Below are 25,265 nucleotides of genomic sequence, written 5' to 3'. Positions count from 1 at the left end.
GCCTCCTCAGGCTGGTCGACGGTGCGGGTCACAGTGACGCCATTCGGGACTCCAGGCGCTTCTTGCGGCGCTCGGCCTGGAGCACGGGATCCGGCAGCGGTGATGCCTCCGCCAGAGCCCGCGTGTAGGGATCGGCGGGGTCGGTGGCGATCTTCTCGCTCGCACCGAGCTCGACCAGGCGGCCGTGCCGGATCACCGCCGTCCGATCCGCGATGTGCCGCACGACGTCGAGGTCGTGCGAGATGAACAGGTAGGCGACACCGGTCCGGTCCTGCAGTTCGTTGAACAGTTCCAGCACGCGTGCCTGGGTCGAGAGGTCCAGAGCGCTCACCGGCTCGTCGCAGATGATCAGCCGGGGCGACCGGCAGAGCGCCCGCGCGATCGCGATCCGCTGACGCTGGCCACCGGAGAACTCCCGTGCCCGGCGCCGGCCGGCATCCTTGGGCAGATGCACCTGGTCGAGCAGCCCGCGAACCCGCTGTAATGCCTGCACACGCGTCAGAGTGGGGTCGCTCAGCAGTGGTTCGACGAGAATGTCCTCGACGGACATGGCCGGGTTGAGCGAACTGAACGGATCCTGGAACACGACCTGGATGTCGGCGCTGAGCTCGCGCCGCGCGGCCCGCGAGGCGTTCACGATGCTGCGGCCGTCCCAGCGGATGTCGCCGGACGTCGCCTGGGCCAGGCCCAGGATCGCTCGCCCGAGCGTCGACTTGCCGGAGCCGGACTCGCCGACCAGACCGAGGGTCTCGCCCTGCCGGACGTCGAGACTGACGTCGTCCAGCGCGACGAACGCCGTGCCGCGCGGGCCCGGGTAGCTCACCCGGAGGCGCTCGACCTCCAGCACGACCTCGCCGATCTGCCGCTGGGTGACGTCCCGCGGCGGGAGGCGCGACGGCATCGCGTCGAGCAGAGCGATCGTGTACGGGTCCTGCGGCTGGGTGAAGAGTTGCTGGACGTCCGCGTTTTCCAGCACGTGGCCGTCGCGCAGGACCGCCACGCGGTCGCACATGTCGGCCACCACGCCCAGGTCGTGGGTGACCAGCACGGTCGCCAGCCCTCGTTCGGCGACCAGCGAGCGCAGGAGATCGAGCACCTCGGCCTGCACCGTCACGTCCAGGGCCGTCGTCGGCTCGTCGGCGACGATGAGGCGCGGCTCGCACGAGACGGCGGCGGCGATGAGCACGCGCTGGGCCATGCCGCCCGAGATCTCGTGCGGATAGCTGCGGAACGTCCGTTCGGGGTCGACGATGCCGACCCGGGTCAGCAGCTCGAGCGCCCGGCGTTTCGCCTCGGAGCGGGACAGCCGGAGGTGCTGCCGCATCGGCTCGGTGAGCTGCGAACCGATGGTGAAACTGGGATCGAGGTTGGACATCGGCTCCTGCGGTATGTAGCCGATCGCCCGACCCCGCAGGCGGTTCAGCTCCTTCGGGGACAGCGCGGTGATGTCGCGGCCGTCGAAGAGCACGGTTCCGTTCGTGACGGCGCCGCCCGCGGACAGCAGCCCGAGAACGCCGAGCACCGATTGGGTCTTGCCGGAGCCCGATTCGCCGACCAGCCCGAGGATCTCGCCTTCGCGGACGTAGAAGTCGACGTGCTCCACGACCTTGGCGTCCTTGCCGTCGGCACGATACGCGATGCCCAGGTCGCGGACGTCGAGCAGTCCTCGCGGGGCATCGGATCCCGGCGCCGGGACACGCCGGCGTGCGCGGCGCGACGGTGTGGAGCTCTCGCTCGCGAGGTCACGGCCGGCCGACGCCAGGAGCATCAGGCACAGGACCGTCAGCGCGATGGCGAAGGCGGGCGGGACGACCAGGAAGGCGTTGCCGTAGATGGCGTTGAAGCCGTCCTGGAGCATGGCGCCCCAGCTCGCCGCCGTCGGATCGCCGATGCCGATGAACTCCAGGCCGGCCTGCACGATGAGTGCGACGCCGAAGATGAACCCGGTCTGGATGAGGGCCACCGGGAAGACGACGCTGAGGATGTGACGGCCGATGATCGAGGTGTCGCCGATCCCGGCGACCTTGGCCGCGTCGATGTACAGCTCACGCCGGACGTCGATCACCGCGGCGCGGACCGGCCGGAACACCGCCGGCAGCAGCAGCACGCCGAACACGGCCATGATGGCGTACGGGCTCGAGCCGATGACGGCCGCCACAGCGAGCAGCGCGACGATCGCCGGCAGGGCCTGCACGAGGCTGGAGACCCAGTTCAGCGCCCGATCGATCCGCCCGCCGTAATAGCCGGCGATGAGGCCGAGCGGCAGGCCCAGCACCAGGGCGACCGCGGTGGCGATCAACCCCGCCAGCAGGGTCGCCTGTCCGCCGTGGAGCAGCCGGCTCAGCACGTCGCGTCCGGAGGAATCCGTGCCGAGCAGGTGCTGAGCGGTCGGTCCGGACAGCGCGTGGAGGGGGTCGGTGGCGTTTGGCGACACGAGGCCGAGCAGCGGCGCGGCGAAACAGGCGATGATCACGAGCGCGAGCACGACGGCTGGGATGAGCATGCCCGGGCTTCGCAGGAGCCGGCGCCAAGCACCCGTACGCAGTTGCGGCGCTGTCGCCGTGGGGTCGACAACCTCGGTCATGATGTGCGCACCTTCGGGTTGAGCCACGCGTAGGCGAGGTCGATGAGCAGGTTCACGAGGACGACGACAACGACGACGGTCACGACCGCGCCCTGGATCACCGGCTCGTCGCGCTGCGTCGACGCGCTGACCGTCAACGCGGCGATGCCCGGCAGCGCGAACACGTTCTCGATGATGACGGCGCCGCTGAGCAGGCCGATGAACTGCAACGAGAGCACGGTCAACGCCACCGGAGCGGAATTGCGCAGCACGTGCTTGAGGTAGAGGGTGCTACCGCGCAGGCCGCGCCCGCGCAGCGACCGGACGTAGTCCTGCTGGAGGACGAAGATCGCGGCGTTGCGCATCTGCTGGGCCACCGCGGCGATGGCGCCCACGGCGAGCGCCACGACGGGCAGGGTGATCGATCGAGCCCACCCGGCCGGGTCCACCGTCAGGTCGGTGTACCCGGTGGCCGGCAGGGCCCTCAGGTGGATGGCGAAGACACCCAGCAGCACGATCGCGACGATGAAGTTGGGGATCGCGAAGCCGCCGATCGAGATCGGCTGCAGGAGCCGGTCGACGAAGCCGCGCCGAACGGCGGCCAGCAGGCCGAGAGCTGTGCCGATGACGCCCGCGACCACCGTGGCCACGAGCGCGATGGACAGCGTGACCGGCAGCCGGCTCGCGATCGAGGACGCCACATCCTGGCCGGTGAACCAGGACGAGCCGAGACTGCCCGTCACGGCGTGGCCCAGCCACTGCGCGTATGCGACGAACACGTTCTCGTCGAGCCCCAGTTCGGTGCGCTTCTCCGCCACCTGCTGGGCGGGCGCGGAGACCCCGAGAATCGTGCGCGCCGGGTCGCCCGGCACGAGCCGGGTCAGGAAGAACGACAGCAGCGAGACGACGAAGACCAGGAAGACGGCAGAGGCGACCCGCTTCGCCGTGTACGCGATCATGCGGCAGCGCCGGGTCGCGGGACCGTGCCGGGCAGGGCCACGTCGTGGGCGACCTTCACGGAGACCTCCAGGAGCATCTCATCTGGCACTATGGCCGGATGATATCAGCTAATAATAGAAGTTGGCAGGCTGTGCGACGGCGCTGCGGCCTGGGGTGGAGGTCAGCGGTGCAGGTGCACCGTTCCGCGGGAATCCCGCGACGACTCCGCCGCCTCGATTGCGAAGGCCCCGGAGGGGAAGGACCAGATCTTGTTCGCCACCGACCACACCGACAGGTACTTCGCCGGCACGTCGATGGTCACCGTCCTGGTCTCTCCGGACCGGAGCTCGGCCTTGGCCCAGCCGACGAGACGCCGGGGCGCCGCCGCGTCCTCGGGCAGGGTCGCGTACACCTGCACGGTTTCCTTGCCGTCCACGGCTCCGGCGTTCCGCACGCTCACGGTGACGCGGGCGCCCTCGGGTGTCCACTGTGCATCGACGGCGCCGTACTCGTAATTCGTGTACGAGAGTCCGTGACCGAAGGGGAAGGCCACCGCCCGGTCGCCGGCGTCGTACCACTTGTAGCCCAGGAGCAGTCCCTCGTCGTAGACCGCGTCGAAGTACTCGCCCTGTTGTTCCTTGAGCAGGTTGACCAGCGTCAGCTCGACCGGTCCGGTCTGCCCCGGCAGCGGGGGCATTGGGAAGACAGCCCGGTGGGGCAGATCGTCCTCACTGCGCGGGAACGTCAGCGGTGTCTTTCCCGAGGGGTTGACCCGGCCCGTCAGGATCCGGGCGATGGCGTCGCCACCGCGATGCCCGGGGTACCACGCGGCGACGACCGCCTCGACATCGTCGAGCCACGGCATGGTCACGGCGCCGCCGGTCTCGAGGACCACGACGACACGCGGCGCCACGGCCGCGACGGCCGCGATGAGCTCCTCCTGCCCGTCGGCGAGACCCAGATCGGGTACGTCGAAGTGTTCGCTCGTCAGTTGCGCGGCGAAAACGACGGCGACGTCGGCATGCTCCGTCGCGCTCACCGCGGCCTCGGCGTCCGAGCCGTCGAACCAGGTGATCTCGGCGCCGGGCAGCTCCCGGCGGAGCGCGTCCAGCGGCGAGGACGGCACCCAGTATTGCGGCAACGCCCCGGGCGCGGCCTCCACCGGGTTGCCGCCGATCGGCCGGATGGCGGCGGATCCGCCGCCCGACGGAACCGCGATGTCCGCGTGCGCGCCGATGACGACGACGCGGGAGGCGGCGTCGGAAAGCGGCAGCACGCCGTTGTTCTTGAGCAGAACGATGCCTTCCTCGGCGATCCGCTGAGCCGTGTCGAGGTTGTCCTCCGTCGCGGATGCGGGCTTCTCCGAGGCGTCCCGGTCGAGCACACCGACGGCGATCAGGGATCGAAGGATGCGCCGGTTCATGTCGTCGAGGCGCTCCAGGGGAACCTCGCCGCGCTCGACGGCATCCTTGAGCGCTTGGCCGAACCAGTGCGCGAGCGGGAACTCCTGGTCGAGACCGGCCAGCGCGGAGGGGACCGTGCTGTGCGCGGCGCCCCAGTCGGACATGACCCAGCCGCGGAAGCCCCACTCCTGTTTCAGCACCTCGGTCAGCAGATAGTGGTTCTCGGAGCTGTAAACCCCGTTGATCCGGTTGTACGACGTCATGACGGCACCCACATCGCCGTCGGTGAGCGCCACCTCGAAGGCCAGCAGCTCGCCTTCGCGCAGGGACCGCTCGTCGACGACCGAGCTGACCACGAATCGGCCGGTCTCCTGGAAGTTCGCCGCGAAGTGCTTGACGGAGGCCACGACCCCGCTGTCCTGGGTGCCGAGCAACTCCTCCCGCACCATGGCGCCGGCCAGGATGGGGTCCTCGCCGTGATATTCGAAGTTGCGCCCCGACCGCGGCTCGATCGAGAGGTTCGTGGCGCCGGCGAGCACGACATTGATGCCCTGGGCACGCGCCTCCGCTCCGAGCCGCCGGCCGAACTCCCGGACGAGCGGCTCGCTCCAGGTCGCGGTCTGGGCGACGGAGGACGGGAAGACCACGTTCTCACCGCCCGGGCGTTCGACCAGAGACGTGATGCCCACGCCGGCGCCGGCGAGCTGGAGATCGGGGATGCCGAGACGCGGAATGCCAGGAACGAACCCGTCGCTGCCGACCGCGCCGGGCGGGGGCGTGGTCTCGGGGGTGAGCTTGAACATCGGGTCGTCGGTCTCGGGGCCGTCCGCGCCGATGGGAATGCCGATGTAGCCGGTGACGAGCTGGATCTTCTCGTCGAGGGTCAGCTGCGCCACCAGGGTGGCAGCCCGTTGGTCATGCTGGTCGAAAGGCACGGTGGCGCCTCGCTTTCGATGTCGGGTTCTGGCTCAGTAACGGACGATGTTCTCGCTGTAGGCACCATCGACGTAGAGCGTCGTACCGGTGATGTAGCGAGCCGCGTCGGAGGCGAGGAAGGCCACCGCGCCCGCGACGTCGGCGGGCACGCCGATCGTGCCGGTCGGCACCGCACGCTGGAACAGGTCTTCACCGACGGCGGCGATCGTGTGTTCGTTCATCGCGGTTCGGATGACACCGGGGGCGACCGCGTTGACGCGAATGCCGCGCGGGGCCAGCTCGATACCGAGCACCTTGGTCGCCATCGACAATCCCGCTTTGGACACGCTGTAGGAAAGGTGGCGGGGATACGGAACGCGCTCGTGGATCGACGTCACGTTGACCACGGCAGCGCCGGGACGCGCGGTGAGATTCTTCCGCAGAGCACCGATCAGGCGTACCGGCGCCAGCAGATTCACGGTCAGGGTGCGATCCCAGTCCGCCAGGCTCAGCTCGAGCGAGTCCTCCTCGACCTCATAGCCGGCGTTGTTGACGAGGATGTCGAGCGGCTCATCCCCGATTCGCTCGGCGATGGACGCGGGCGCCTCCGCGGTGGACAGGTCGGCTGCGATGTACCGGTACGGCAGGTCCGGCGCCGGCTCCGGCGCCAGGTCCAGCACCGTGACCGACACTCCGGCAGCGGCCAGCGCGTCCGCGATGGCGAGCCCGATCCCCCGGGCGGCGCCGGTCACGAGCGCAGTACGGCCGGAGAGGCTCCCGGAGAGGCTCTGGGCGGCGGCCAGGTTCTCGGTGGTGCTCATGCGAAGAACTCCTCACCCGGCTTCGCCCACCGGCGCAGCACGGCGAGATCCGGCTCGACCCCGATCCCCGGGCGGTCCGACATGGCGATGTGGCCGCCGACGATGAGCTCGCCGCCCACCAGTTCGTCGAAGAACGGCACGTCCTGCGCGTGGAATTCCAGGGCCAGCAGGTTCGGCCACGTCGCTGCGACCTGCGCGGCGAACGCGGTGCCGATCGGCCCGGCGATGTTGTGCGGCGCGACGGCCAGGCCGCGCTCCGCGGCGGACGCCGCGATCCGCCGAGCTTCGGACACCCCGCCGACCTTGCCCAGATCCGGCGTCACGACGGCTAGCGCTCCCGTCTCCAGCAGCGGCGCGAATCCGCGATGGCCGATCAGGTTCTCGCCCCCGCCGAGCGGAGTGGAGGTCGTCCGGGCGAGCGAGATGAGGCCGGCGACGTTCTCCGGCGGTAGCGGATCCTCCAGCCAGAGGATCGGGAAGCCTTCGAGGGCTCGGGCGAGCCGCACCGCGGATGCCATGTCATAACGCCAATGCAGGTCGAAAGCGAGCTCGACCTCCGGCCCGGCCGCGCTCGAGATCGCCTCGACCATCTCCCGCGCCAGGCGCTCCGCTCCGACCGGCATGCATCTCGAGCCGGCTCGGGTCGGCACGAGACCCGGCACGTCCAGGTCGAACTTCAGAGCGTCGAACCCCCGGCGGACCGCCTGCCGAGCCCGGTCGGCGAGCAGGTCGAGGTCGATCTTGCCGGTTTCGGCGTCCGGGTCGAACAGGCTCCTGCCCACCACGCCGTCCGCGACCGCCTCGTCGTCATGCCAGGGCACGGGCCGGATATCCAGCATCGGGCCCAGACTCATCAAGCCCCCGCCGCTGTGGCAATCGGCGTAGACCCGAACCGACTCATGGAAGCGCCCGCCGAGCATCTGCCACAGCGGCACGCCGAGCACGCGGGCATTCAGGTCCCACAGCGCCGCGTCGATGCCGGACAGCGCGTTGTGGATGATGCCGCCCACGGAGCCCGCGCCCGAGGCCGCGGCCCGCAGGCGCGCGATGACGGCGTCGGTGTTCCGCGAGTCCTCCCCGACCATGAGGGGCGCCATGGCACGGATGATGCTGGTGAGGCCGGGAGCGAAGAAGGACTCACCCCATCCGACCTGACCATCCATGGTCTCGATCCGGACGATCGTCCAATCGAAGTTCGCCGCCACCACCGCGGTCGACACACTCTTGATAACGCTCATGGTATTTCCTTGACAATTCAGGTCTCAGATTGAGGAGCGGCTCTACAGGACGCCGAAACGCTCGAACGCATCGGTCGACGACATGCCCTGCTCGATCGCTCGGCGAACGACGTTCTCCGTCGAGACCTTCTCGATCGCCCGCTCGATGACCTCCTGCTCGACGTGCGACGGCACCACAACGACTCCGTCGTCATCCCCGAAGACAAGATCACCTGGCGCTAGACGTACGCCGCCGATCTCGATGGGGACGCGGTAATCAACCACGACCTTGCGAACGCCGGCATCCTGCGCGAAGCCGCCCCGGCTGAAGACCGGCCAATCCTGCTCGAGCACGGCGCGGGTGTCGCGGTGATACCCGTCGATCACGGCGCCCACGGCTCCGCGGCCACGCGCGGTGACCGTCAGGATCTCTCCCCAGGCCGCGGTCGGGACGGTGCCGTTCTGCGCGACATAGACCTCGCCGGGCTCGAGCTGGTCGAGGGCCTCGGTCAGCTGGCCGAACGGCCGGCTCTGCGGGCCGCTCACATCGGCGATGACCACGGGCATCGCTCGCCCGACCACCTTCACCTCGGCCCGGATGCCGTGGATCTCCGGTGGCAGGAACTGATGCATGAGCCCGAGCGTGTCGAGGATGTCGCCGACGACCGGGGTGTGGAGCCGCTCGCGGAATAGGGCGAAGAGTTCGGGCTCGGAGGCCGACCTCGGGTCGAAGCTCGGAGCGTTGGTTGTCAAGGTCGGACTCCTTTGCGTAACCCACATCCACTGCGCGGCAATCGTCAGCCTATCTAGATATAAGAGAAGTTGGCAAGAAACTTCGCTCATTCAGATGGCTCGTGGCGGAACCGCGCGGCGGCAGCACGTCCCTCAGCCTCGGCGTTCAAGGTCATCTACCCGTATCAGACCGTGGCGGGGATGGCCTGGTCGTCCAGGTAGTCGTTCAGTTCTACGAAGTGCAGCAGCGCCTCCCGCATGCGATCCATGTCAGAGTTGTTACGTCATGGGCGGTGGGTCATGACGCGGTAGGTGACGACCAGGCCGATTGCGCACCAGGCTGTCAGCATCGCGAAGGGTGCTGTTGAGATTCCGGCTGCTGGGACCTGTAGCGTTTCCCGGATTGCCTGGGCCATGGAGGCGAACGGTAGCCAGTCGTGGGTTTCGGCGAGCCAGTGGGGGAGGCGGTCGGCGGGGAAGTTGATTGGGGCGAACATCAGGGCTACGAAGAAGATGAGCTGGCTTATCGCTCCTGCGACTTCTGGTTTGGTCGCGTAGGCGACCGCGTAGCCGATGGCTACCGAGCAGATGGCGACCAGGAGCATGGCGGGTGCGGCCAGCCAGCTGATGCGCAGGTTGAGGTCGAAGCGCAGGACGGCGACGGCCAGGGCCGCGGCCAGGCCGGGTAGGGCCAGGGCGACCCATACGGTGGCGTCGGCGGCGAGCATGGCCAGGCGGGGCACCGGCATGGAGCGCTGGTAGTCGAAGATGCCGGTGAGTTTGGCCTGGACCACCATTTGGGGTGCGGCCACCATGCCGACGGTGATCAGTCCGAGGGTGAGGGCCCCGGTGGAGAGGTAGAAGCCGGTGGTCTGGTCGGCGTCGGGGAGGAGGAATGAGAAGCCGATCACGACGCCGATGCTGACGAGCGTCTGGATTATGACCAGGAGTGGGAGCATGCTGCGCAGGCGCAGCAGGTTCCATCGCAACAGCAGTCCGTAGCTACGCAACGCGTGCCCCCTCCTCCGTACCAGCGGGGTCTGGACCGACGAGGTCGATGTAGATCTCCTCGATGCTCTGGTCGGCGTGGTCGTGGCGGAGCTGGGCCGGGGTTCCGTCGGCCACCAGACGGCCGTGGTGGAGTACGGCGAGGCGGGTTACGCGCCGTTCGGCCTCGACCACGTTGTGGGTCACCACCAGGACCGCGGACCCGTCGGCGGCCAGTGCGGCGATCTGTTCCCAGAGCAGGCGGCGGCGTACGGGGTCGACGTCGTTGGTGGGTTCGTCGAGCATCACGATGCGGCCCGGTTCGGCGGCGGCCATGCAGAAGGCGGTCAGGCGCCGTACGCCGCCTGAGAGCTTCTGGCCGGGTGTGTCGGCCCAGGCTCCGATGTCGAGCGCGTCGAGCAGCGCGCCGGTGCGCTCGCGGGCCCGGCGGCGGTCGGCGCCGCGGATTCTGGCCATGGTGTCGATCGCCTGCCGTGGCGTCACGCCGTCGAGCGGGGCGTGTGCCTGTGGCTGCAGGGAGCAGGATCGGCGGGCCAGCGCGGGGTCGGCCACCGCGTCGGCGCCGTCGATGTGGATGGTGCCGGAGGTCGGCTTGACCAGGCCGGTCACCTGGTTGAGCAGGGTGGTCTTGCCGGCTCCGTTGTGGCCGAACAGGCCGAGCACCTGGCCCTCGTCGACGCTGAGCTCGATGCCGTCGTTGGCGCGCACGCCGCGCCGGTAGTCCTTGGTCAGCCGGTGGATGCGAAGCAGCACGTGTTCCTCCCGTCAGTGGGTACGGTCGGCCAGCGCGTCCTTCACCGCCTTGCTGGCTCGGAACACGCCGACGATCTTGATGGATTCGATGGTCTGCCGGGCGAGTTCCGGAGACACGTCGGAAGCGATGACCAGCAGGCCGGTGATCGCGATGGTCAGCCGCTCGCCGGCCGCCGCGTGCCACTCCAGCTCCGCCCGGTCGTAGGAGATGACGCCGATCGCCAGCTCGCGCCGGGTCATGCTGTGCCGCACCTCGTCGTCATGGCGGTTGAGCTGGTTGCGGATGGCGGTGCGGATGAAATCCGTGCGATTGGAGTAGAAACCCTCCTCTACCAGAAGGTCGACCTTGCCCAGGTCGACGACGTTCATGTTGATCGTGATCTTTTCCGCCTCAGGCATGCCTGGATGGTACCGGTCGGCCATGTGCATTCCATCCGAGCACCATCCATATGGATGGTATATGGATGGTGCTAAGACGGTCAATCACACCCTTGACGGTGGCTGGGCGTTACCATAAAGTTTCGGCACGGTCGCGAAATATTTCGGTATCACTTTCGGCTTGCCGGGTTCCTGGTGGGGCTCGGTTAGCGAGACCTGCGCTCCCAAGGTCACCTGGTACGCCCCTCGGGTCGAAAGGATGTTCCCATGAGGTTGAGGCGCCTCCTGTTAGGCAGCGCTGTCGCGGTGGTGCTGGCGGGCACGTTGAATGTGGTTCCGGTTTCTGCGGGGAGCACCCCGCAGGAGCCGTCCGGGCAGAGCCTGCGCGCGCTGGGTGCGCGGCACGGCCTCTACATCGGTACGGCGGTGGACATGGCGGCGCTCGACGACGCCAACGACCCGCAGTACCGGCAGCTGGTCGCGTCGCAGTTCAATACGGTCACCGCCGAGAACGTCATGAAGTGGGAGAGCCTGGAGCCCACCCGGGGGAACTACAACTGGGGACCGGCGGACAAGCTCGTCGAGTTCGCCAAGAAGAACAACCAGAAGGTGCGGGGGCACGTGCTGGTCTGGCAGAACCAGTTGCCGGCCTGGCTGACCGAGGGTGTCGCCAACGGGACGATCACCACGGCGCAGCTGCGCGACCTGCTGCGCAAGCACATCACCACCGTGGTCAAGCGGTACAAGGGCAAGATCTGGCAGTGGGACGTGGTCAACGAGGCCGCGACCGACCCGTGGGACAGCCCTCCGGAGATCCACCTGAAGGGATTCTGGGCGCAGCACCTCGGCGCCGGGTACATCGCGGACGCGTTCCGGTGGGCGCGCGCGGCCGATCCCAGCGCGCTGCTCTTCTACAACGACTACAACCTTGAAGCGTTCGGCGACAAGGGGCCCGGGGACAAGACGTACTTCGTCTACAAGATGGTCAAGCAGCTGCGGCAGAGCGGCGTCCCGATCGACGGGGTCGGCAGCCAGGGGCACCTCGGCACGCAGTATGGCAACTACGACGCCTTCCAGGTGAAGGAGGCGCTGGACGCCTTCTCCGACCTGGGGCTGGCGACGGCGTTCACCGAGGTGGACGTGCGCAGCCAGATGACGGCGGGCGTGCAGGCGGGGGACTCCAACGAGATCAATCCGAGGCTGCAGGCGTCGGCCGCCAACTTCAGCGTGCTGATGCAGGCGTGCCTGGCCAACCGGCACTGCCTGTCGTACACGGTGTGGGGATTCACCGACAAGCACTCGTGGGTGCCGGGCTGGTTCACCAACCCGCCGGAGGGTCTGGCCACGCTGTATGACGAGAACTACCAGCCGAAGCGGGCGTACAACTCGATCAAGGCGGATCTGATCTTCTCGGGCCCGCCGTATGTGCAGCCGAGGATTCCGCAGAATCCGAAGCGATAGCTGAAGCGCGGGGCCGTGACGCCGGGGGTGTCACGGCCCTTCGTCATGTCTCAGGAGGTCAGCGCCTCGGTGAGGGAGGCGTGGACGGGGATGTAGCCGGTCAGGCCGACGAGTTCCATGACCTTTCTGGGGGATGGGCGCGGGGAGCAGACGGCGACCGTGCCCTGGTTCGCGCGGGCGTGGTGGTAGGCGTCAAGGAGGACCCTGATGCCCGCGCTGTCCATGAATGTCATGCCCGCCAGGTCGAACAGCAGATGGGATGAGATGCGCTGGGCGATCTCCACCTGCTCCTGGAGCACGCCGATCGTGGTGGCGTCCACGTCGCCGAGAACGGTGATCACCACGTATGGGTCGTGCCGGTCTGTGAGCACCTGCAGGCTTGGCATCAACATCCCTTCGCCGTCGTAGTACAACGATGCCCGCAATTCGGCCCCGTGTCGTCAGGTGACGCCCGCCGTGTCGCGAAATGTCTGGCGGTAGCTGAGGGGCGCGACGCCGACGGCCGCGTGCAGGTGCTGGCGGAGCGAGACGGCGGTGCCGAAACCGGACCGGCGGGCCACCACGTCGACCGGGAGGTCGGTGGTTTCCAGCAGGTGGCGGGCGTGCTCGACCCGCTGGCGGGTGAGCCAGCGGGCGGGACTGAGGCCGGTCTCGTCGCGGAACCTGCGGGTGAAGGTGCGCACGCTCATCCGGGCGTGACCGGCCAGGGCGGCGAGGTCGAGCGGTTCGTGCAGGCGGGTGAGCGTCCAGGCTCGGGTGGCGGCGGTGGACAGGCCGCCGGCCTCGGGCAGCGGGCGTTCGATGAACTGGGCCTGGCCGCCCTCCCGGAAGGGCGGGGTCACGCATCGCCGGGCCGCCTGGTTGGCGATCTGGCTGCCGTGGTCCTGGCGGATCACGTGCAGGCACAGGTCGATTCCGGCCGCGCTGCCCGCCGAGGTGAGGATGTCCCCGTCGTCGATGAACAGGACGTCGGGGTCGAGGCGTACCCGCGGGAAGAAGGCGCGGAAGCGGTCGGTGTGCCGCCAGTGGGTGCTGGCCGGGCGGCCGTCGAGCAGGCCCGCCGCGGCCAGGACGAACGCGCCGGTGCAGATCGACATGATCCGGGAGTATCGGGCGGCCTGCCGCAACGCCGAGGCGAGGTCGTCGGGAATGGTGCCGTTGTCCCAGGCGGATCCGCCGTGGATGCCGGGAACGATCACCGTGTCCGCGGAGTCCAGGACGGACAGGTCGTGATCCGGCAGGACTTGGTACCCGGCCTCGCAGGGGACGGGCAGCCCACCTCGCGTACAGGTCACGACCTCGTAGCGATGCCGCCCGTCCGAGTCCGCCGACCGGAACACCTGCCCCGGAATGCCCAGATCCAGCGGAGCGAAGTGCTCCATCGCCACCACGACCACCCGATGCGGCTTGTACGCCATGGCCGGATTCTTTCACATATTGGCTATCAGGCCACTCGTCAGGCGATATTTCGCGACGAGAAGATGAATGCCATGACGATGATCGGCAATCAGGACGAAACGGAGGGTCCGCTAGTCGGGCCGACAAAACGCGGATTCAAGGTGCATCGGGCCTGGATTGTCGCTGCCGTCGCCCTGGTGGCGATCATCGGCGCCGCCGGGTTCCGCGCCACGCCGGGCGTTTTCATCAGCCCGCTGGAACGCGAATTCGGCTGGTCCCGCGCCACGATCGGCTTCGCGGTCTCGGTCAACCTCATGTTCTTCGGCCTGACCGCCCCCTTCGCCGCCGCCCTGATGGACCGTTTCGGCATGCGCCGCGTGGTCACCGTGGCCCTGGCCCTGGTCGCCCTAGGCAGCGGCGTCACGATCTTCATGACGCAGAGCTGGCAGCTCGTGCTCTGCTGGGGCGTCCTGGTCGGCCTGGGCACCGGCTCGATGGCCCTGGTCTTCGCCGCGACCCTGGCCGACCGCTGGTTCGCCCGCCACCGCGGCCTGGTCATCGGCGTGCTCACCGCCGGCGGCGCGACCGGCCAGCTCATCTTCCTGCCGGTGCTGGCCATCCTGGTGGAATCCTCCGGCTGGCGGGCCGCCGCGCTCACCGTGACCGCCGCCGCGCTGGCGGTCGTCCCGCTGATCTGGTTCCTGCTCCGCGACCGGCCGCAGGAGCTCGGGCTCAGGCCGTACGGCGCGACGGAGGACACGCCGGTGACCGTCCCCGGCGGAGGCGCGGCAGCCCGAGCGGTCAGGGTGCTGCGGGACGCGGCGAAGACGCGCCCGTTCTGGTATCTGGCGGGCGGTTTCGCCATCTGCGGCGCCAGCACGAACGGGCTGGTCGGCACCCACTTCATCCCGGCCGCGCATGATCACGGCATGGCGGAGACGACCGCCGCCGGGCTGCTCGCCGTGGTCGGGATCTTCGACATCGTCGGGACCGTCCTGTCCGGCTGGCTCAGCGACCGCATGGATCCGCGCGTCCTGCTCGGCGTCTACTACGCGCTGCGCGGCGCCTCGCTGCTGGTCCTGCCGCAGCTGTTCGCGGAGACCGCCCAGCCGAGCATGCTGGTCTTCATCATCTTCTACGGCCTGGACTGGGTCGCCACCGTGCCGCCGACGGCCGCGCTTTGCCGCAGGATCTACGGCGCGGACGGCGGCGTGGTCTTCGGCTGGGTCTTCGCCTCCCACCAGATCGGCGCCGCCTTCGCGGCCACCCTCGCCGGCCTGACCCGCGACCACCTCGGCCACTACGACCTGGCCTGGTACGGCGCCGGCGCCCTCTGCGCGCTCGCCGCGATCATGTCCTTGCTGATCGCCCGTAATCGTGCGGCATCCTTGACTTCGTGACCCAACGAGTGCTCCCCCTGGTGGTGCGGATCGAGCGTGCCACCCCGCCCGAGCGCGTCGACGCGCTGGAAGCCGCCGCCCGGGGCGTGCTGGCCCTGCTGGACGAGCCGGGCGAGTGGGCGGAAGCCGTACAGGAATGGGAGCGGATCGGGATTCGCAAGGTGGTGCGGCGGGCCAGGGGCGCGGAGTGGCGGCGGGTGCTGGAGCTGCCGGGGCTCACGGTGACGGCGGGCACGGCCGAGGTGCGGGTGCATCCGCCGATCCCGCTGGACGGGTGGCCGAAGGAGTTGTCCCGGCTGCAGGTGTCAGGGACGGATCTGGAGGATCACCACACGCTTGGCGCCGCCGGGGATGTGGTGTTGTGGGTGAATCCCGGGCTGGACATGTCGGCGGGCAAGGCGATGGCGCAATGCGGGCATGCCGCGCAACTCGCCTGGTGGGGGACGGGACCCGAGGAGCGGGAAGCGTGGCGTGCCAAGGGGTTCGCGCTGGATGTGCGGACGGCCGCGCCGGACGACTGGCGGGAGCTCGTGGCGAGCGGCCTGCCCGCGGTCAGGGACGCGGGCTTCACCGAGATCGAACCCGGCAGCGTCACCGTGATCGCGGATACGCCCTGGCTCCGGCGGGGTGGTTTCCGGCCGGAGGGCTGGGGACCGCTGCGTCACACCTGAACGATGTCCGCGTAGACGCCGTCGAGGGTCAGGCGTTCCGGCGCCGGGGTGTCGTACACGATCAGCAGGCGGCCGTCGGGGAGCAGGGCGATACCTTCGGGGCGGTCCGCGCCCGGAACCATGGGCAGCTCCGTGACCAGGGTCGGAGGGTTGGCGAAGTCGCCGTTGGGCCGCCAGCGCAGAACCCGGAACGCGCCGTCCAGGGTCATCGTCGGCCCGGCCAGGATGAGCAGGTCATCCCCGATCGGGCAGAGATCCCGGATGCCGAGACCGTCCAGATCGACGAAGTGGGTCTGGTAACCGCCGTCTAAGCGGAGACGGTGTGGATCGTGCGGATTCGTCTCGGGCCTGATCTCCAGGACGACCGCCCAGCCGCGGAGCACGGGGCCGCGTAATCCGACCAGCACGCGGGATCCGATGACCGCGATGCCCTCGATGTCGAATCCGTTGTCCTTGCCGGGCAGGTGCAGGAACGGGCGGAGATGGGGGTCGTCGTCGAGCATGTCCGCCAGGTTCCGGCCGGGACCGGACAGGATGGCCGCCGTTCTGCGGCCGTCCTGGCGTACCGGGAACGGAAGTCCGTCGCGTTCGACGAGTGGAAGCCGTACCAGGATGAAGCGGTTCTCCTCGCGCAGCACCGACGCCAGCCGCTTGCGGGCTTTTTCGCCGGTCTGACCTGGTTTGACGCGTCTGCGCTTGAGGCTGTGCGAGCCGACCACCCACAGCCAGCCGTCGGCGCGGCCCAGGCCCTCGATGTCGGCTTCGTCGTCCGGACCGGCCGGCAGCTCGACGAATTCGGACAGCCGAAACGATTGATGATCTTGGTAAGCGCCGTCCCGCCACGTGAGGCGTTCGACGGCCGCGGACTCGTCTCCGGCCACCCAGAGGCAGTGGCCGTCCTGGCGAACGGCCGAAAGATCGTGATGGATACCGGTACCTGCGGTGAAGCGGAGTTCGACGCGCACGCCACCATTATCGGACCAATTATCGGGTACGCACCTGTTCCCGAAGTGTGATGGTGATCGCACCCGAAAATACCCGGAGTTCGCGTACGCTCCCGTTCGTGTCACCTGGGGAGTATGGGACTAAGGCGGTTCCTACGTACGTCGCGGCTGAGGCCGAGACCACACCGCTACCGAAGATCACGATCCCGGAGCTTCCAGCGCCGCCACCGTCGGGCAAAGGCCTTGGTGACCTGCCGATGCGGTTGGTCTACCGGACTGTCGCGGGCGTCGTGGTCGCCGGGCTCGTGGCCGTGGTCGCCGCCGCCGTGGTGGCGACCAGGGACGAGCCTGGCACGCTGCCGGCCGCCGCGGCCCCCTCGGCGACTCCCACGTTCGCGCCGCCGTCCCCCACCGCCTCGTCCGGGAGCGCGGTCGTCGCCTCCGCGGCGCCCAGCCCATCGGCGAGTACGGCGCTGAGCACCGCCCAGGAAGATCCCCGGGTGCCCGCGTTGCCCGCCTCCGACACCAAGCTGGCCGCCCTGGCGGGGCGTTCCGCGCCCGTCCGGGGTTCCATCAAGGACGAACGTTCCGGGATCGCCGTGCCCCGGTTCAGCAAGGAATGGAGTCTGGCCAAGGCGTCGCCGTTCGCCTCCCGCCAGCTGCTCGGCAAGATCAAGGGCATGGCCTACCGGGGCATGCTGGTCTCCTGCCCGGTGCCGATCGAGGTGCAGGACAGCCTGCGCGACACCGCGTTCCTGGCCGCCCGCTGGACCCTCAACCACCACCCCGCCGGCGCGACGCTGGAGTGGACCGCCTCCCAGCCGATCAGCGTGGACGACCGGAACGGCTGGCTGCTCGGCTACGAGGTCAGCTACACCGTGAAGGGCGACAAACGCCGCTCGATGGCCGCGCTCGCGCTGCTGGACGTGCCGAAGAGCAAGCCCGCGCTGGTGTTCATCACGGTGCCGGACGCCCAGAAGAAGCGCTGGCGCGACATCAACACCGTAATGTCCAAGATTAAGGTGCTTTAGAGAGCTCTGAGCTGGGGAGATATAGCGCCATCTGGATAATCGGGGGGATTTCCAATGGCGAATTTGATCGCTATCGCGTACGACGACGTCTCCACCGCCGTGGACGTCCGGGACAAGGTCCAGCAGCTGCAGAAGGAGCGGCTGATCGACCTCCAGGACATGGCGATCGTCGAGCGCACCATGAAGGGCAAGATCAAGATGAAGCAGATGGTGGGCACCACCGGCGCGGGGGCGGCCGGGGGAGCCCTCTGGGGCGGGCTCATCGGGCTCATCTTCTTCATGCCGTTCCTCGGCATGGCCGTCGGCGCGGCCACCGGCGCCGCGGTCGGCGCGATGAGCGACGTGGGGGTGAACGACAAGTTCATGAAGGACCTGGCCGAAGGCCTCAAGCCGGGCGCGGCGGCGCTGTTCCTGCTCATCGACAAGAGCACGCCTGACAAGGTCATCCCGCAGCTCGCGCCGTACGGCGGGCGGATCATCCACACCTCGCTCAGCCAGGACCAGGAGGACCAGCTCAAGCACGCCGTGGCCGCGGCGCGCCGCTGAGCCCCGTCGTCGACGGGCGGGGGGAGACCCGTGGCCGACCAGCCGCAGGAGCGCAGGGAACCGGACAAGCCCGCGGGCGAGGACGAGCCCAAGCCCTGGCGCGCCGAGGGTCTCCCCCCGGGCAAACCGAAGATCAACTGGTTCCGGTTCGCGCTGACCTTGCTGATCACGTACGCGCTGTTCTTCGTGGTCTCCTCGTTCTATGACGGGACACCGGTGGAGACGATCTCGTACACGCAGTTCATGAAGCAGGTCGAGGCCGGGAACGTGAAGGACATCTACGCGACCGGATACTCGATCCAGGGCAACCTGAAGGCGCAGGCCAGGGATCCCGACGGCAACAAGACGTACACCAAGTTCTCGACGGAGATGCCGGTCTTCGCCAACCAGAACCAGATATTTCAGCTTTTGACCAGCCAGAACGTGACGGTGAAGGCGGAGCCGCCCAGCGACTCGCGTGGGACGTTCTGGAATCTCGTGCTGTCGCTGCTGCCGGTCCTGCTGCTGGCCGCGGTGTGGATGTGGCTGCTGCGCCGGGGCACCTCCATGATGGGCGGCGGCGGTCTCAGCGCGCTGGGCCGATCCCGGGCGGCCCATCCGATCGCGACCGACAAGGTCAGGGTCACGTTCGCGGACGTGGCCGGGATCGACGAGGTCGAGAACGAGCTCATCGAGATCGTGGACTACCTCAAGGAGCCCTCCAAATACCGCAAACTCGGTGCGAAGCTCCCCAAAGGGGTGCTGCTCACCGGGCTGCCGGGCACCGGCAAGACGCTGCTGGCGCGGGCCGTCGCGGGCGAGGCGAGCGTGCCGTTCTTCTCGGCCAGCGCCTCCGAGTTCATCGAGATGATCGTCGGCGTCGGCGCGTCCCGGGTCCGCGAGCTGTTCACCGAGGCCCGCAAGGTCGCGCCGTCGATCGTGTTCATCGACGAGATCGACGCCATCGGGCGGACCAGGGGCGCGGGCGCGCTCGGGGGGCACGACGAGCGCGAGCAGACTCTGAACCAGATCCTCACCGAGATGGACGGTTTCACCGCCGGGGAGGGCGTCATCGTCATCGGGGCCACCAACCGCCCCGAGATCCTCGATCCGGCGCTGCTGCGGCCTGGGCGGTTCGACCGGAACATCGTGGTCTCTCCGCCGGACGCGGCGGGCCGTACCGCGATTCTCAAGGTGCACACCCGGGGCGTCCCGCTCGGCGCCGACGTCGACCTGGCCAGGCTCGCCAAGAGCACCCCCGGCATGACGGGCGCCGACCTGGCCAACCTGGTCAACGAGGCCGCACTGCTCGCCGCCAAGCGCGGCAACGTCCAGGTCCACTCCGCCGATCTCGCCGACGCGCTGGAAAAACTCCAGCTCGGTACGGCTCGCGCCATCGTGATGCCCGAAGACGAACGAATCCGCACGGCCTTCCACGAAGCGGGTCACGCCCTGTTGGGGATGCTCCAACCGGGCGCCGATCCCGTACGGAAGATCTCGATCATTCCGCGTGGGCGGGCGCTCGGCGTGACCCTGTCCACGCCGGACAACGACCGGTACGCCTACGACGAGAACTACCTGCGCGGCCGGATCGTCGGCGCGCTGGGCGGGATGGCCGCCGAGCAGGTCGTCTTCGGGCTGGTCACCACCGGGGCGGAGAACGATCTGGAGCAGGTCACCGCGATCGCCCGGGGAATGGTGGGCCGGTGGGGGATGTCGCCCAAGATCGGCCCGTTGAACATCCTGCCGCAGGACGATCAGCCTCAGGCGGCCGCGGCGACGCTGGCCGAGGTGGATGAGGAAACCCGCAGGATCGTCGAGGAGTGCTACGAGACCGCGCAGCAGGTGATTCGGGATAACCGCGACAAACTCGACAACATCGTGAGTGCGTTGCTGGAGCGGGAGACCTTGGACGAGACCGAGGCGTACGAGGCGGCGGGCATTCCCCCGCGGATCGACATTCAGCGGGGCAGGTAGCTTCAGCGTGGGGCGTATGCGCGCCCCTGGCTGGTCGCGACGGCGTAGCGGGAGCCCTGGTCGTCGGCCAGCGTGCCGGTGGTGGCCACCAGAGATGGGCCGATGAGGGCGTCGGTGGTGACGTGCAGCCAGCCGTCCGGCGGGGTGGCGGCCCAGGTGACGCACAGGTCGAGGGAGACCATGTGCAGGTCGGTGAGGGTGGTCGCGCGGTAGGCGGCGTCCAGGAGGTGGGCGTCGAAGAGGATCACGTCGAGGAGTTGGCGGGGGAGTGGCTCCAGGTTGCGCTTGATGCGGGCCCAGAGCTCCACGTGCGGCGGGCCGTTCTGGAAGGTGGCGTACGAGGTGGGGTAGTCGATGCCGCGTTCGTCGATGTGGCGGAGGAAGGGCGCGTCCGGCCAGGACCATTCGATCGTGGGGCAGTCGTTCCAGGGGCGTTGAGGTGGAGTGGCGCGCGGGTGGGTCGCGGGTGGGAACAGGTTGGGGCGGGTGAACCAGGCCTGGATCGAGGCCAGTGGCTCCCCGCCCTGGTGCGCGGTCACGCGGCGGGCGGCCATCGAGCCGCCGGTGCGCAGCTGCTCGATGTCGAAGAGGAGGGCGCCTGGGCGTACCTGGCCGGTGAAGACGACGTGCAGCGCGCTCAGAACCTGGCCGTCCAGACCGTCGGCGGCGGCCAGGGCCGCGAGTGAGGCCGTCCAGCCGCCGAACACGACGCCTCGGAAGCTGATGTCACCGTCTACGTCGGCGCGGAGGGAGTCGCCTTCGTAGGTGAATTTGACTGGGCCGAAGACGGTGTCCCACACGATCGCCATGCTATCTGGGATTGCGCCATAGCCTGCGGGTTGCGAGTACGGCGATCAGCAGGCCGAGTGTGGTGAGTGCGCCGCCTTCGCCGACGAACCAGGGTGAATTCTCGGTGGGGGCGGTCATGGCGCCCGCCACGAAGTAGAGCGCGGCGTTGAGGGTGGCGTGCAGGATGAGTACCGGCCAGATGCTCTTCGTCCGCACGCGGAGCCAGACCAGTGGGAAGGCGATCGTCACCGACTGCGCGGCGAAGCAGGGGATGGCGTAGAAGATAGGGACGCCCTGGTCGATCGCGCCGGGGACGAACAGCATCATAGGCACGTGGAACGACGCCCAGCAGAGGCCGACGATGAGGGCGGTGGCGTCGGTGGTCCTGGTCTGGGAGAGCTGGGTGGTCAGGAAGGAGCTCCAGCCGATCTGTTCGCCGAGGGCGAGGATCACGTAGGGGAGGATGCCGGGGAGCAGGCCGAGGACGATCGCCGGCGCGGGGGGCAGACCGGTGGAGTCGGTCACGTTTCCGGGCGCGAAGCGGGCCAGGCCGGTGATCCAGGCGGAGCCGTAGCCGAGGGAGATGCCGATGACGGGGATGACCCAGGCGATGCCGAGCGCGCGCCATGGCACTCTGCGGAAGCCCCAGTCGAATCCTCGCAGACCGTGGCCTCCGGCGAGCCAGGCGGCGAGAGCGGCCAGCATGGGGGCGAACGCCTGGCTGTAGACGGCGAGTTGTGCGCCGATGGGGGCCTCGCTGATGCGGTTGAGGTCAAGACCTTGGGAGATCGCGTACGCCAAGGCGGGTAGCACAAGCACGAGCAGCACGACGGCGAATACCGTCAGCTGCTTGCGGACCAGGGCGGGCGAATGGGTGGTGTCCATGGCTGGAGTTCATCGGTGGACTGGTCCTATTCGCCTGATCGGCGGGTCCCCTCTGAGTCCCGGTCGGTCTGGAGGCGCTGTTCCCATGGGCGTCGCCCGTGGCCGTTTCACCAGGTCCCGGGTGAGCCAGGACTCTAGGCCCATTTCGTTCGTGTCATGAAATGTTCGATGATGTCCTAATGCGTAGTACCGCTTCCCGGTGGCCATGGGCGATCCCGGTCCTGTGCTCGCTCGGGATTGTCGGGGGCGTCGTGTTGAGTGTGAGCGTGCCCGAGGCAGACCTGACCTATCTCGCGCTCGACGCGGTCGTCGGCTTGACGTATCCGCTGATCGGAGCGCTGATCCTGGCGCGCCTGCCACGGCATCCGGTGGGCTGGTTGTTCTGTGTCGGTGGCGCGGGCGTGACACTCCAGGCGTTCTTCGGCGGTTACGCGGCGTATGGCGACGGGCTCGGCTGGCCGGGCGCGGATCTGGCGGCCTGGTCGTTGAACTGGGTGTTCTTCACCGGCTTCGGCCCGTTGCTACTGCTTCCCCTGCTGCTCCCGGACGGACGCCTCCCATCGCCGCGCTGGCGGCCGGTCCTGCGCGTGCTGATCGCCGGGATGGCGGTGCTCCAGCTCATCCTGGTCTTCCGGGACCGCATCTGGGTCTGGGGCCACGAAGAGCCCAACCCGATCGGTTTCGTCTCCACCCCACACGCCGCGATCGCCTTCGCCGTCGTGATGGTCGCCCTCGGCCTTGCGGGAGCCGCCGCCCTCGCCGTCCGGTTCCGCGGCACCGAGCCCAACGGCGAACAGCGACGGCAACTGGTCCCGGTGTTCGCGGCCGCCGCCGCCATCACCGCCGCCGTGCTGGCGGACACCTTCCTCCCGTACCATCCGCCGATCGGCGTGTGGCTGCTGGGCTTCACCCTGCCCCTGCTCCCGGCCGCCACGGCGATCTCGATCTTCCGCTACCGCCTGTTCGACCTGGAGATCCTGATCCGCAGGACGGTGGTCTCCGTCCTCGTCACCGGCGTGCTGCTGGCGATCTACCTGGCCGTGGTCGGCACCGCGCACGAACTGCTGCGCCTCAACGGCGGCACCCTGGAACCCCTGATCGGCACCGCCGTGGTGGCGATCGCCTTCGCCCCCGTGCGAGACGCCGTCCAGCGCGCCGTCGGCAGGCTGCTGTTCGGCAACCGCGGCGACCCCGCCACCGCCCTGTCCCGCCTCGGCCACCAGCTGGAGGCCTCCGCCGACCCCACCCGCCTGCTCGACGGCGCCGCCGACACCGTGGCCCGCACCCTCCGCCTCCCCGCGGTCGCCGTCCTGGCCGCCGACGGCACCCCCCTGTCCGTCGTGGGAAAGGTGCCCTCCGACGGCGTACGGCTTACGCTGCACGCCAGCGGCCGCCGTGAGGGTGAGCTGCGCGCGGCTCCGAGATCACCGGGCGAAGCGCTGTCCCGGGCCGACCTGGCCGTCCTCGACGACCTGGCCCGCCACCTGGCGCTGGCCGTCGCCGCGGTCCGGCTCACCCGCGAGGTCCAGACCTCGCGGGAACGCCTGGTGATCGCCCGCGAGGAGGAGCGCCGCAGGCTCCGCCGGGACCTGCACGACGGTCTCGGCCCCGGGCTCGCCGCGATCGGCGTGCGGCTCGACCTGATCGAGGCCAAGGCGCCGACGGCGCTGCGCGAGCCGCTGGCCGACGTCCGCGAACTGACCCACGCGCTGGTCGGCGACGTCCGCCGGATCGTGCACGATCTGCGCCCGCCCGCGCTGGACGAGCTCGGCCTCGGCGGAGCGCTGGAGGATCTGGCGCTGGACGCGGACAGCGGTCCCGTGGTCACGGTGTCGATGCCGGGGCCGCTGCCGGTGTTGCCCGCCGCGGTGGAGGTCGCCGCGTACCGGATCGTTCAGGAGGCGCTCGCCAACGCGCTCCGGCACGCCGACGCGGCGAAGGTGGAGATCTCGGCGGCGGCCCGCGAGGGCCGGCTGCTCCTGGAGGTCCGCGACGACGGCCGCGGCCTGCCGGAACCCCTGGTGGAGGGCGTCGGTTCCGGCAGCATGCGGGAGCGTGCCGCCGAGCTGGGCGGCACGCTGGAACGATGGTCCGCGCCGGGCGGCGGGACCACGGTCGCGGCGGTGCTGCCGTTGTGACCGAGCCGTTGTGACCGAGCCGCTGTGAACGAGGAGGACGAGATGACGGAGTCCCCGGTCAGGGTGCTGCTGGTGGACGACCACCCGCTGTTCCGGCACGGCCTGCGGGCCCTGCTCGAACAGGTCGGCGGCGCCGAAGTCGTCGGCGAGGCGGGCGACGGCGAGGAAGCCATCGAGATGGCGCTCGCGAGCAACCCCGACGTGGTCGTGATGGACCTCGTCATGCCCGGCACCTCCGGCTTGGAGGCCACCCGCAGACTCATCGACCGGAGCCCCGACCTGGGCATCCTGGTCCTCACCATGAGCGAGGACGACGCCTCCGTGTTCGCCGCGCTCCGCGCCGGGGCGCGCGGCTACGTGCTCAAGGGCACCGGCGGCGCCGACTTCATCGCCGCCGTCCGCGCCGTGGCCCGCGGCGAGGCTGTGTACGGCGCGGCCGTGGCCCGCCGCATCCGCCGCTTCCTGGCCACCGGCCCCGGCAGCGGCCCGTTCCCGGAACTCACCCAGCGCGAACGCGAGATCCTCGACCTGCTGGCCTCCGGCAAGTCCAACGCCGACATCGCCAGAATCCTGTTCCTCAGCCTGAAGACCGTGAAGAACCACCTCACCAACGTGTTCGCCAAACTCCAGGTGGCCGACCGCGCCCAGGCCGTGGTCCGGGCGCGACAGGCTGGCCTCGGAGAGTGATTTGAGGCTTTTAGGAAGTTATGCGTAATTAGTCCGGGGAAGGGCCTCGCGGAGACGACGTTCATACGGGGGGTTACCGTGAGCCAGTCGATGCAGGACGACCTGTTCTCCCAGCTGGGACCCAAAGGCATTCAGCAGATCGCGATCATGATCGGGACCGACACCGAATCGGCGAAGGGCGCTGTCCAGGCTTCGCTCGGCACCATCGTGGGCGGCATGGCCCACCAGACCGAGCACGCGCGCGGCGCGCAATCCCTGCGCTCCGCCCTGGACCAGCACACCGACAGTGACCCCTTCACCAACGTCACCGCCCTCGCCGACGCCAACGACGGCCAGAAGATCCTCGGCCACGTCCTCGGCGACCAGGGCACGAAACAGGCGGCTCAGGGCATCTCCCAGTTCATGGGCATCAACCCCAGGACCGTCTCCAAGGTGCTGACGATGGTGGCGCCCATGGTCATGTCCATGCTCGCCAAGCGCCTCAACCGGGGCATGGACATGGGCACCATGTCCCAGGATCTCGACCAGGAACGAAAGCGGATGAGCGGCAGCGGCCTCGGCGAACTCCTGGGCAACCTCCTCAACACCATCTTCGGCGACCAGGACTCCACCCACCCCCAACCCCAGTCC

The 25,265-nt window shown here is 69.1% G+C and carries 23 protein-coding genes; 9 read left to right on the top strand and 14 right to left on the bottom strand.

The window, feature by feature from the left end:
• Positions 1-28: 28 nt before the first annotated feature.
• The 9 genes from Aple_RS27030 to Aple_RS26990 all read right to left on the bottom strand — a co-directional run bounded on the left by Aple_RS27030 (position 29) and on the right by Aple_RS26990 (position 10,750).
• On the bottom strand, positions 29-2,584 hold the full coding sequence (locus Aple_RS27030; RefSeq protein ID WP_170321679.1) for an ABC transporter ATP-binding protein/permease: 2,556 nt from the start codon (positions 2,582-2,584) through the stop codon (positions 29-31).
• A complete protein-coding gene (locus Aple_RS27025) occupies positions 2,581-3,522 on the bottom strand; it encodes an ABC transporter permease (RefSeq protein ID WP_155347524.1) in 942 nt (313 codons plus the stop codon). Before Aple_RS27025 ends, Aple_RS27030 begins: the two co-directional genes overlap by 4 nt.
• Before the next feature lie 161 nt (positions 3,523-3,683).
• A complete protein-coding gene (locus Aple_RS27020; protein ID WP_155347523.1) occupies positions 3,684-5,840 on the bottom strand; it encodes a glycoside hydrolase family 3 C-terminal domain-containing protein in 2,157 nt (718 codons plus the stop codon).
• A gap of 33 nt (positions 5,841-5,873) precedes the next feature.
• Positions 5,874-6,641, bottom strand: coding sequence for an SDR family NAD(P)-dependent oxidoreductase (locus tag Aple_RS27015; RefSeq protein ID WP_155347522.1), 768 nt, complete (start codon positions 6,639-6,641; stop codon positions 5,874-5,876).
• The gene (locus Aple_RS27010; protein WP_155347521.1) at positions 6,638-7,879 is read right to left on the bottom strand and encodes a mandelate racemase/muconate lactonizing enzyme family protein; all 1,242 of its coding nucleotides are present in this window, start codon (positions 7,877-7,879) and stop codon (positions 6,638-6,640) included. The genes Aple_RS27015 and Aple_RS27010 overlap by 4 nt, the downstream gene beginning before the upstream one ends.
• 42 nt (positions 7,880-7,921) lie before the next feature.
• Positions 7,922-8,611, bottom strand: coding sequence for an RraA family protein (locus Aple_RS27005; RefSeq protein ID WP_218038525.1), 690 nt, complete (start codon positions 8,609-8,611; stop codon positions 7,922-7,924).
• A gap of 263 nt (positions 8,612-8,874) precedes the next feature.
• Entirely contained in the window at positions 8,875-9,600 is a 726-nt protein-coding gene (locus tag Aple_RS27000; protein ID WP_218038524.1) for an ABC transporter permease, read from the bottom strand.
• Positions 9,593-10,351, bottom strand: a complete 759-nt coding sequence (locus Aple_RS26995; protein WP_218038523.1) for an ABC transporter ATP-binding protein — start codon at positions 10,349-10,351, stop codon at positions 9,593-9,595. Before Aple_RS26995 ends, Aple_RS27000 begins: the two co-directional genes overlap by 8 nt.
• A gap of 12 nt (positions 10,352-10,363) precedes the next feature.
• Positions 10,364-10,750 (bottom strand): ribbon-helix-helix domain-containing protein, encoded by a 387-nt coding sequence (locus Aple_RS26990; protein ID WP_218038522.1) that lies wholly within the window; start codon positions 10,748-10,750, stop codon positions 10,364-10,366.
• Positions 10,751-10,996: 246 nt separating this feature from the next.
• Here Aple_RS26990 and Aple_RS26985 point away from each other — a divergent pair, with 246 nt between their 5' ends.
• A complete protein-coding gene (locus Aple_RS26985; RefSeq protein ID WP_155347518.1) occupies positions 10,997-12,190 on the top strand; it encodes an endo-1,4-beta-xylanase in 1,194 nt (397 codons plus the stop codon).
• A 50-nt stretch (positions 12,191-12,240) separates the two neighbouring features.
• Here Aple_RS26985 and Aple_RS26980 read toward each other — a convergent pair whose 3' ends face one another.
• Together Aple_RS26980 and Aple_RS26975 are read right to left on the bottom strand one after the other, a co-directional pair.
• On the bottom strand, positions 12,241-12,576 hold the full coding sequence (locus Aple_RS26980) for an STAS domain-containing protein (protein ID WP_170321678.1): 336 nt from the start codon (positions 12,574-12,576) through the stop codon (positions 12,241-12,243).
• 54 nt (positions 12,577-12,630) lie between these two features.
• A complete protein-coding gene (locus Aple_RS26975) occupies positions 12,631-13,608 on the bottom strand; it encodes a GlxA family transcriptional regulator (protein ID WP_155347516.1) in 978 nt (325 codons plus the stop codon).
• A gap of 72 nt (positions 13,609-13,680) precedes the next feature.
• On the opposite strand from Aple_RS26975, the gene Aple_RS26970 reads away from it, so the two are divergent.
• Positions 13,681-14,988, top strand: a complete 1,308-nt coding sequence (locus tag Aple_RS26970) for an MFS transporter (RefSeq protein ID WP_308805521.1) — start codon at positions 13,681-13,683, stop codon at positions 14,986-14,988.
• Entirely contained in the window at positions 14,985-15,659 is a 675-nt protein-coding gene (locus tag Aple_RS26965; protein ID WP_218038521.1) for an aminoacyl-tRNA hydrolase, read from the top strand. Before Aple_RS26970 ends, Aple_RS26965 begins: the two co-directional genes overlap by 4 nt.
• Here the strand turns inward: Aple_RS26965 and Aple_RS26960 are convergent.
• Positions 15,650-16,624 carry a DUF3616 domain-containing protein gene (locus Aple_RS26960; protein ID WP_155347514.1) on the bottom strand — a complete coding sequence of 325 codons (975 nt, stop codon included), beginning with the start codon at positions 16,622-16,624 and terminating at the stop codon, positions 15,650-15,652. The genes Aple_RS26965 and Aple_RS26960 overlap by 10 nt on opposite strands.
• Positions 16,625-16,722: 98 nt before the next feature.
• On the opposite strand from Aple_RS26960, the gene Aple_RS26955 reads away from it, so the two are divergent.
• Genes Aple_RS26955 through ftsH form a run of 3 tightly spaced genes read left to right on the top strand, consistent with a single transcriptional unit; the run spans position 16,723 to position 20,136 of the window.
• Positions 16,723-17,634, top strand: a complete 912-nt coding sequence (locus Aple_RS26955; protein ID WP_155347513.1) for a hypothetical protein — start codon at positions 16,723-16,725, stop codon at positions 17,632-17,634.
• Between the two features lie 54 nt (positions 17,635-17,688).
• Positions 17,689-18,180 (top strand): DUF1269 domain-containing protein, encoded by a 492-nt coding sequence (locus Aple_RS26950; protein WP_155347512.1) that lies wholly within the window; start codon positions 17,689-17,691, stop codon positions 18,178-18,180.
• 30 nt (positions 18,181-18,210) lie between these two features.
• On the top strand, positions 18,211-20,136 hold the full coding sequence (gene ftsH, locus Aple_RS26945; RefSeq protein WP_155347511.1) for an ATP-dependent zinc metalloprotease FtsH: 1,926 nt from the start codon (positions 18,211-18,213) through the stop codon (positions 20,134-20,136).
• 2 nt (positions 20,137-20,138) lie between these two features.
• On the opposite strand, the gene Aple_RS26940 is transcribed toward ftsH, so the two are convergent.
• Both Aple_RS26940 and Aple_RS26935 read right to left on the bottom strand, forming a co-directional pair.
• A complete protein-coding gene (locus Aple_RS26940; protein ID WP_170321677.1) occupies positions 20,139-20,936 on the bottom strand; it encodes an acyl-CoA thioesterase in 798 nt (265 codons plus the stop codon).
• Between the two features lie 10 nt (positions 20,937-20,946).
• Complete coding sequence (locus Aple_RS26935) at positions 20,947-21,810, bottom strand: CPBP family intramembrane glutamic endopeptidase (RefSeq protein ID WP_155347509.1); 864 nt, start codon at positions 21,808-21,810, stop codon at positions 20,947-20,949.
• A 179-nt stretch (positions 21,811-21,989) separates the two neighbouring features.
• Here Aple_RS26935 and Aple_RS26930 point away from each other — a divergent pair, with 179 nt between their 5' ends.
• The 3 genes from Aple_RS26930 to Aple_RS26920 all read left to right on the top strand — a co-directional run.
• Positions 21,990-23,948 carry a sensor histidine kinase gene (locus Aple_RS26930; RefSeq protein WP_155347508.1) on the top strand — a complete coding sequence of 653 codons (1,959 nt, stop codon included), beginning with the start codon at positions 21,990-21,992 and terminating at the stop codon, positions 23,946-23,948.
• A gap of 42 nt (positions 23,949-23,990) precedes the next feature.
• Complete coding sequence (locus tag Aple_RS26925; protein ID WP_155347507.1) at positions 23,991-24,635, top strand: response regulator; 645 nt, start codon at positions 23,991-23,993, stop codon at positions 24,633-24,635.
• Positions 24,636-24,713: 78 nt separating this feature from the next.
• The coding region (locus Aple_RS26920) for a DUF937 domain-containing protein (RefSeq protein ID WP_155347506.1) at positions 24,714-25,265 on the top strand (552 nt) is incomplete at its 3' end.

The sequence above is a fragment of the Acrocarpospora pleiomorpha genome (genome assembly GCF_009687885.1).
Classification (GTDB): Bacteria; Actinomycetota; Actinomycetes; order Streptosporangiales; family Streptosporangiaceae; genus Acrocarpospora; species Acrocarpospora pleiomorpha.
This window is presented reverse-complemented; position numbering and strand designations above follow the sequence as displayed.

Coding starts and splice junctions, on each gene's coding strand:
- Aple_RS26930 (WP_155347508.1), top strand. CDS start 21,990: ATGCGTAGTACCGCTTCCCGGTGGCCATGGGCGATCCCGGTCCTGTGC.
- Aple_RS26935 (WP_155347509.1), bottom strand. CDS start 21,810: ATGGACACCACCCATTCGCCCGCCCTGGTCCGCAAGCAGCTGACGGTA.
- Aple_RS26985 (WP_155347518.1), top strand. CDS start 10,997: ATGAGGTTGAGGCGCCTCCTGTTAGGCAGCGCTGTCGCGGTGGTGCTG.
- Aple_RS27030 (WP_170321679.1), bottom strand. CDS start 2,584: ATGACCGAGGTTGTCGACCCCACGGCGACAGCGCCGCAACTGCGTACG.
- Aple_RS26990 (WP_218038522.1), bottom strand. CDS start 10,750: ATGCCTGAGGCGGAAAAGATCACGATCAACATGAACGTCGTCGACCTG.
- Aple_RS26975 (WP_155347516.1), bottom strand. CDS start 13,608: ATGGCGTACAAGCCGCATCGGGTGGTCGTGGTGGCGATGGAGCACTTC.
- Aple_RS26950 (WP_155347512.1), top strand. CDS start 17,689: ATGGCGAATTTGATCGCTATCGCGTACGACGACGTCTCCACCGCCGTG.
- Aple_RS26925 (WP_155347507.1), top strand. CDS start 23,991: ATGACGGAGTCCCCGGTCAGGGTGCTGCTGGTGGACGACCACCCGCTG.
- Aple_RS27025 (WP_155347524.1), bottom strand. CDS start 3,522: ATGATCGCGTACACGGCGAAGCGGGTCGCCTCTGCCGTCTTCCTGGTC.
- Aple_RS27015 (WP_155347522.1), bottom strand. CDS start 6,641: ATGAGCACCACCGAGAACCTGGCCGCCGCCCAGAGCCTCTCCGGGAGC.
- Aple_RS27010 (WP_155347521.1), bottom strand. CDS start 7,879: ATGAGCGTTATCAAGAGTGTGTCGACCGCGGTGGTGGCGGCGAACTTC.
- Aple_RS26980 (WP_170321678.1), bottom strand. CDS start 12,576: ATGCCAAGCCTGCAGGTGCTCACAGACCGGCACGACCCATACGTGGTG.
- Aple_RS26970 (WP_308805521.1), top strand. CDS start 13,681: ATGACGATGATCGGCAATCAGGACGAAACGGAGGGTCCGCTAGTCGGG.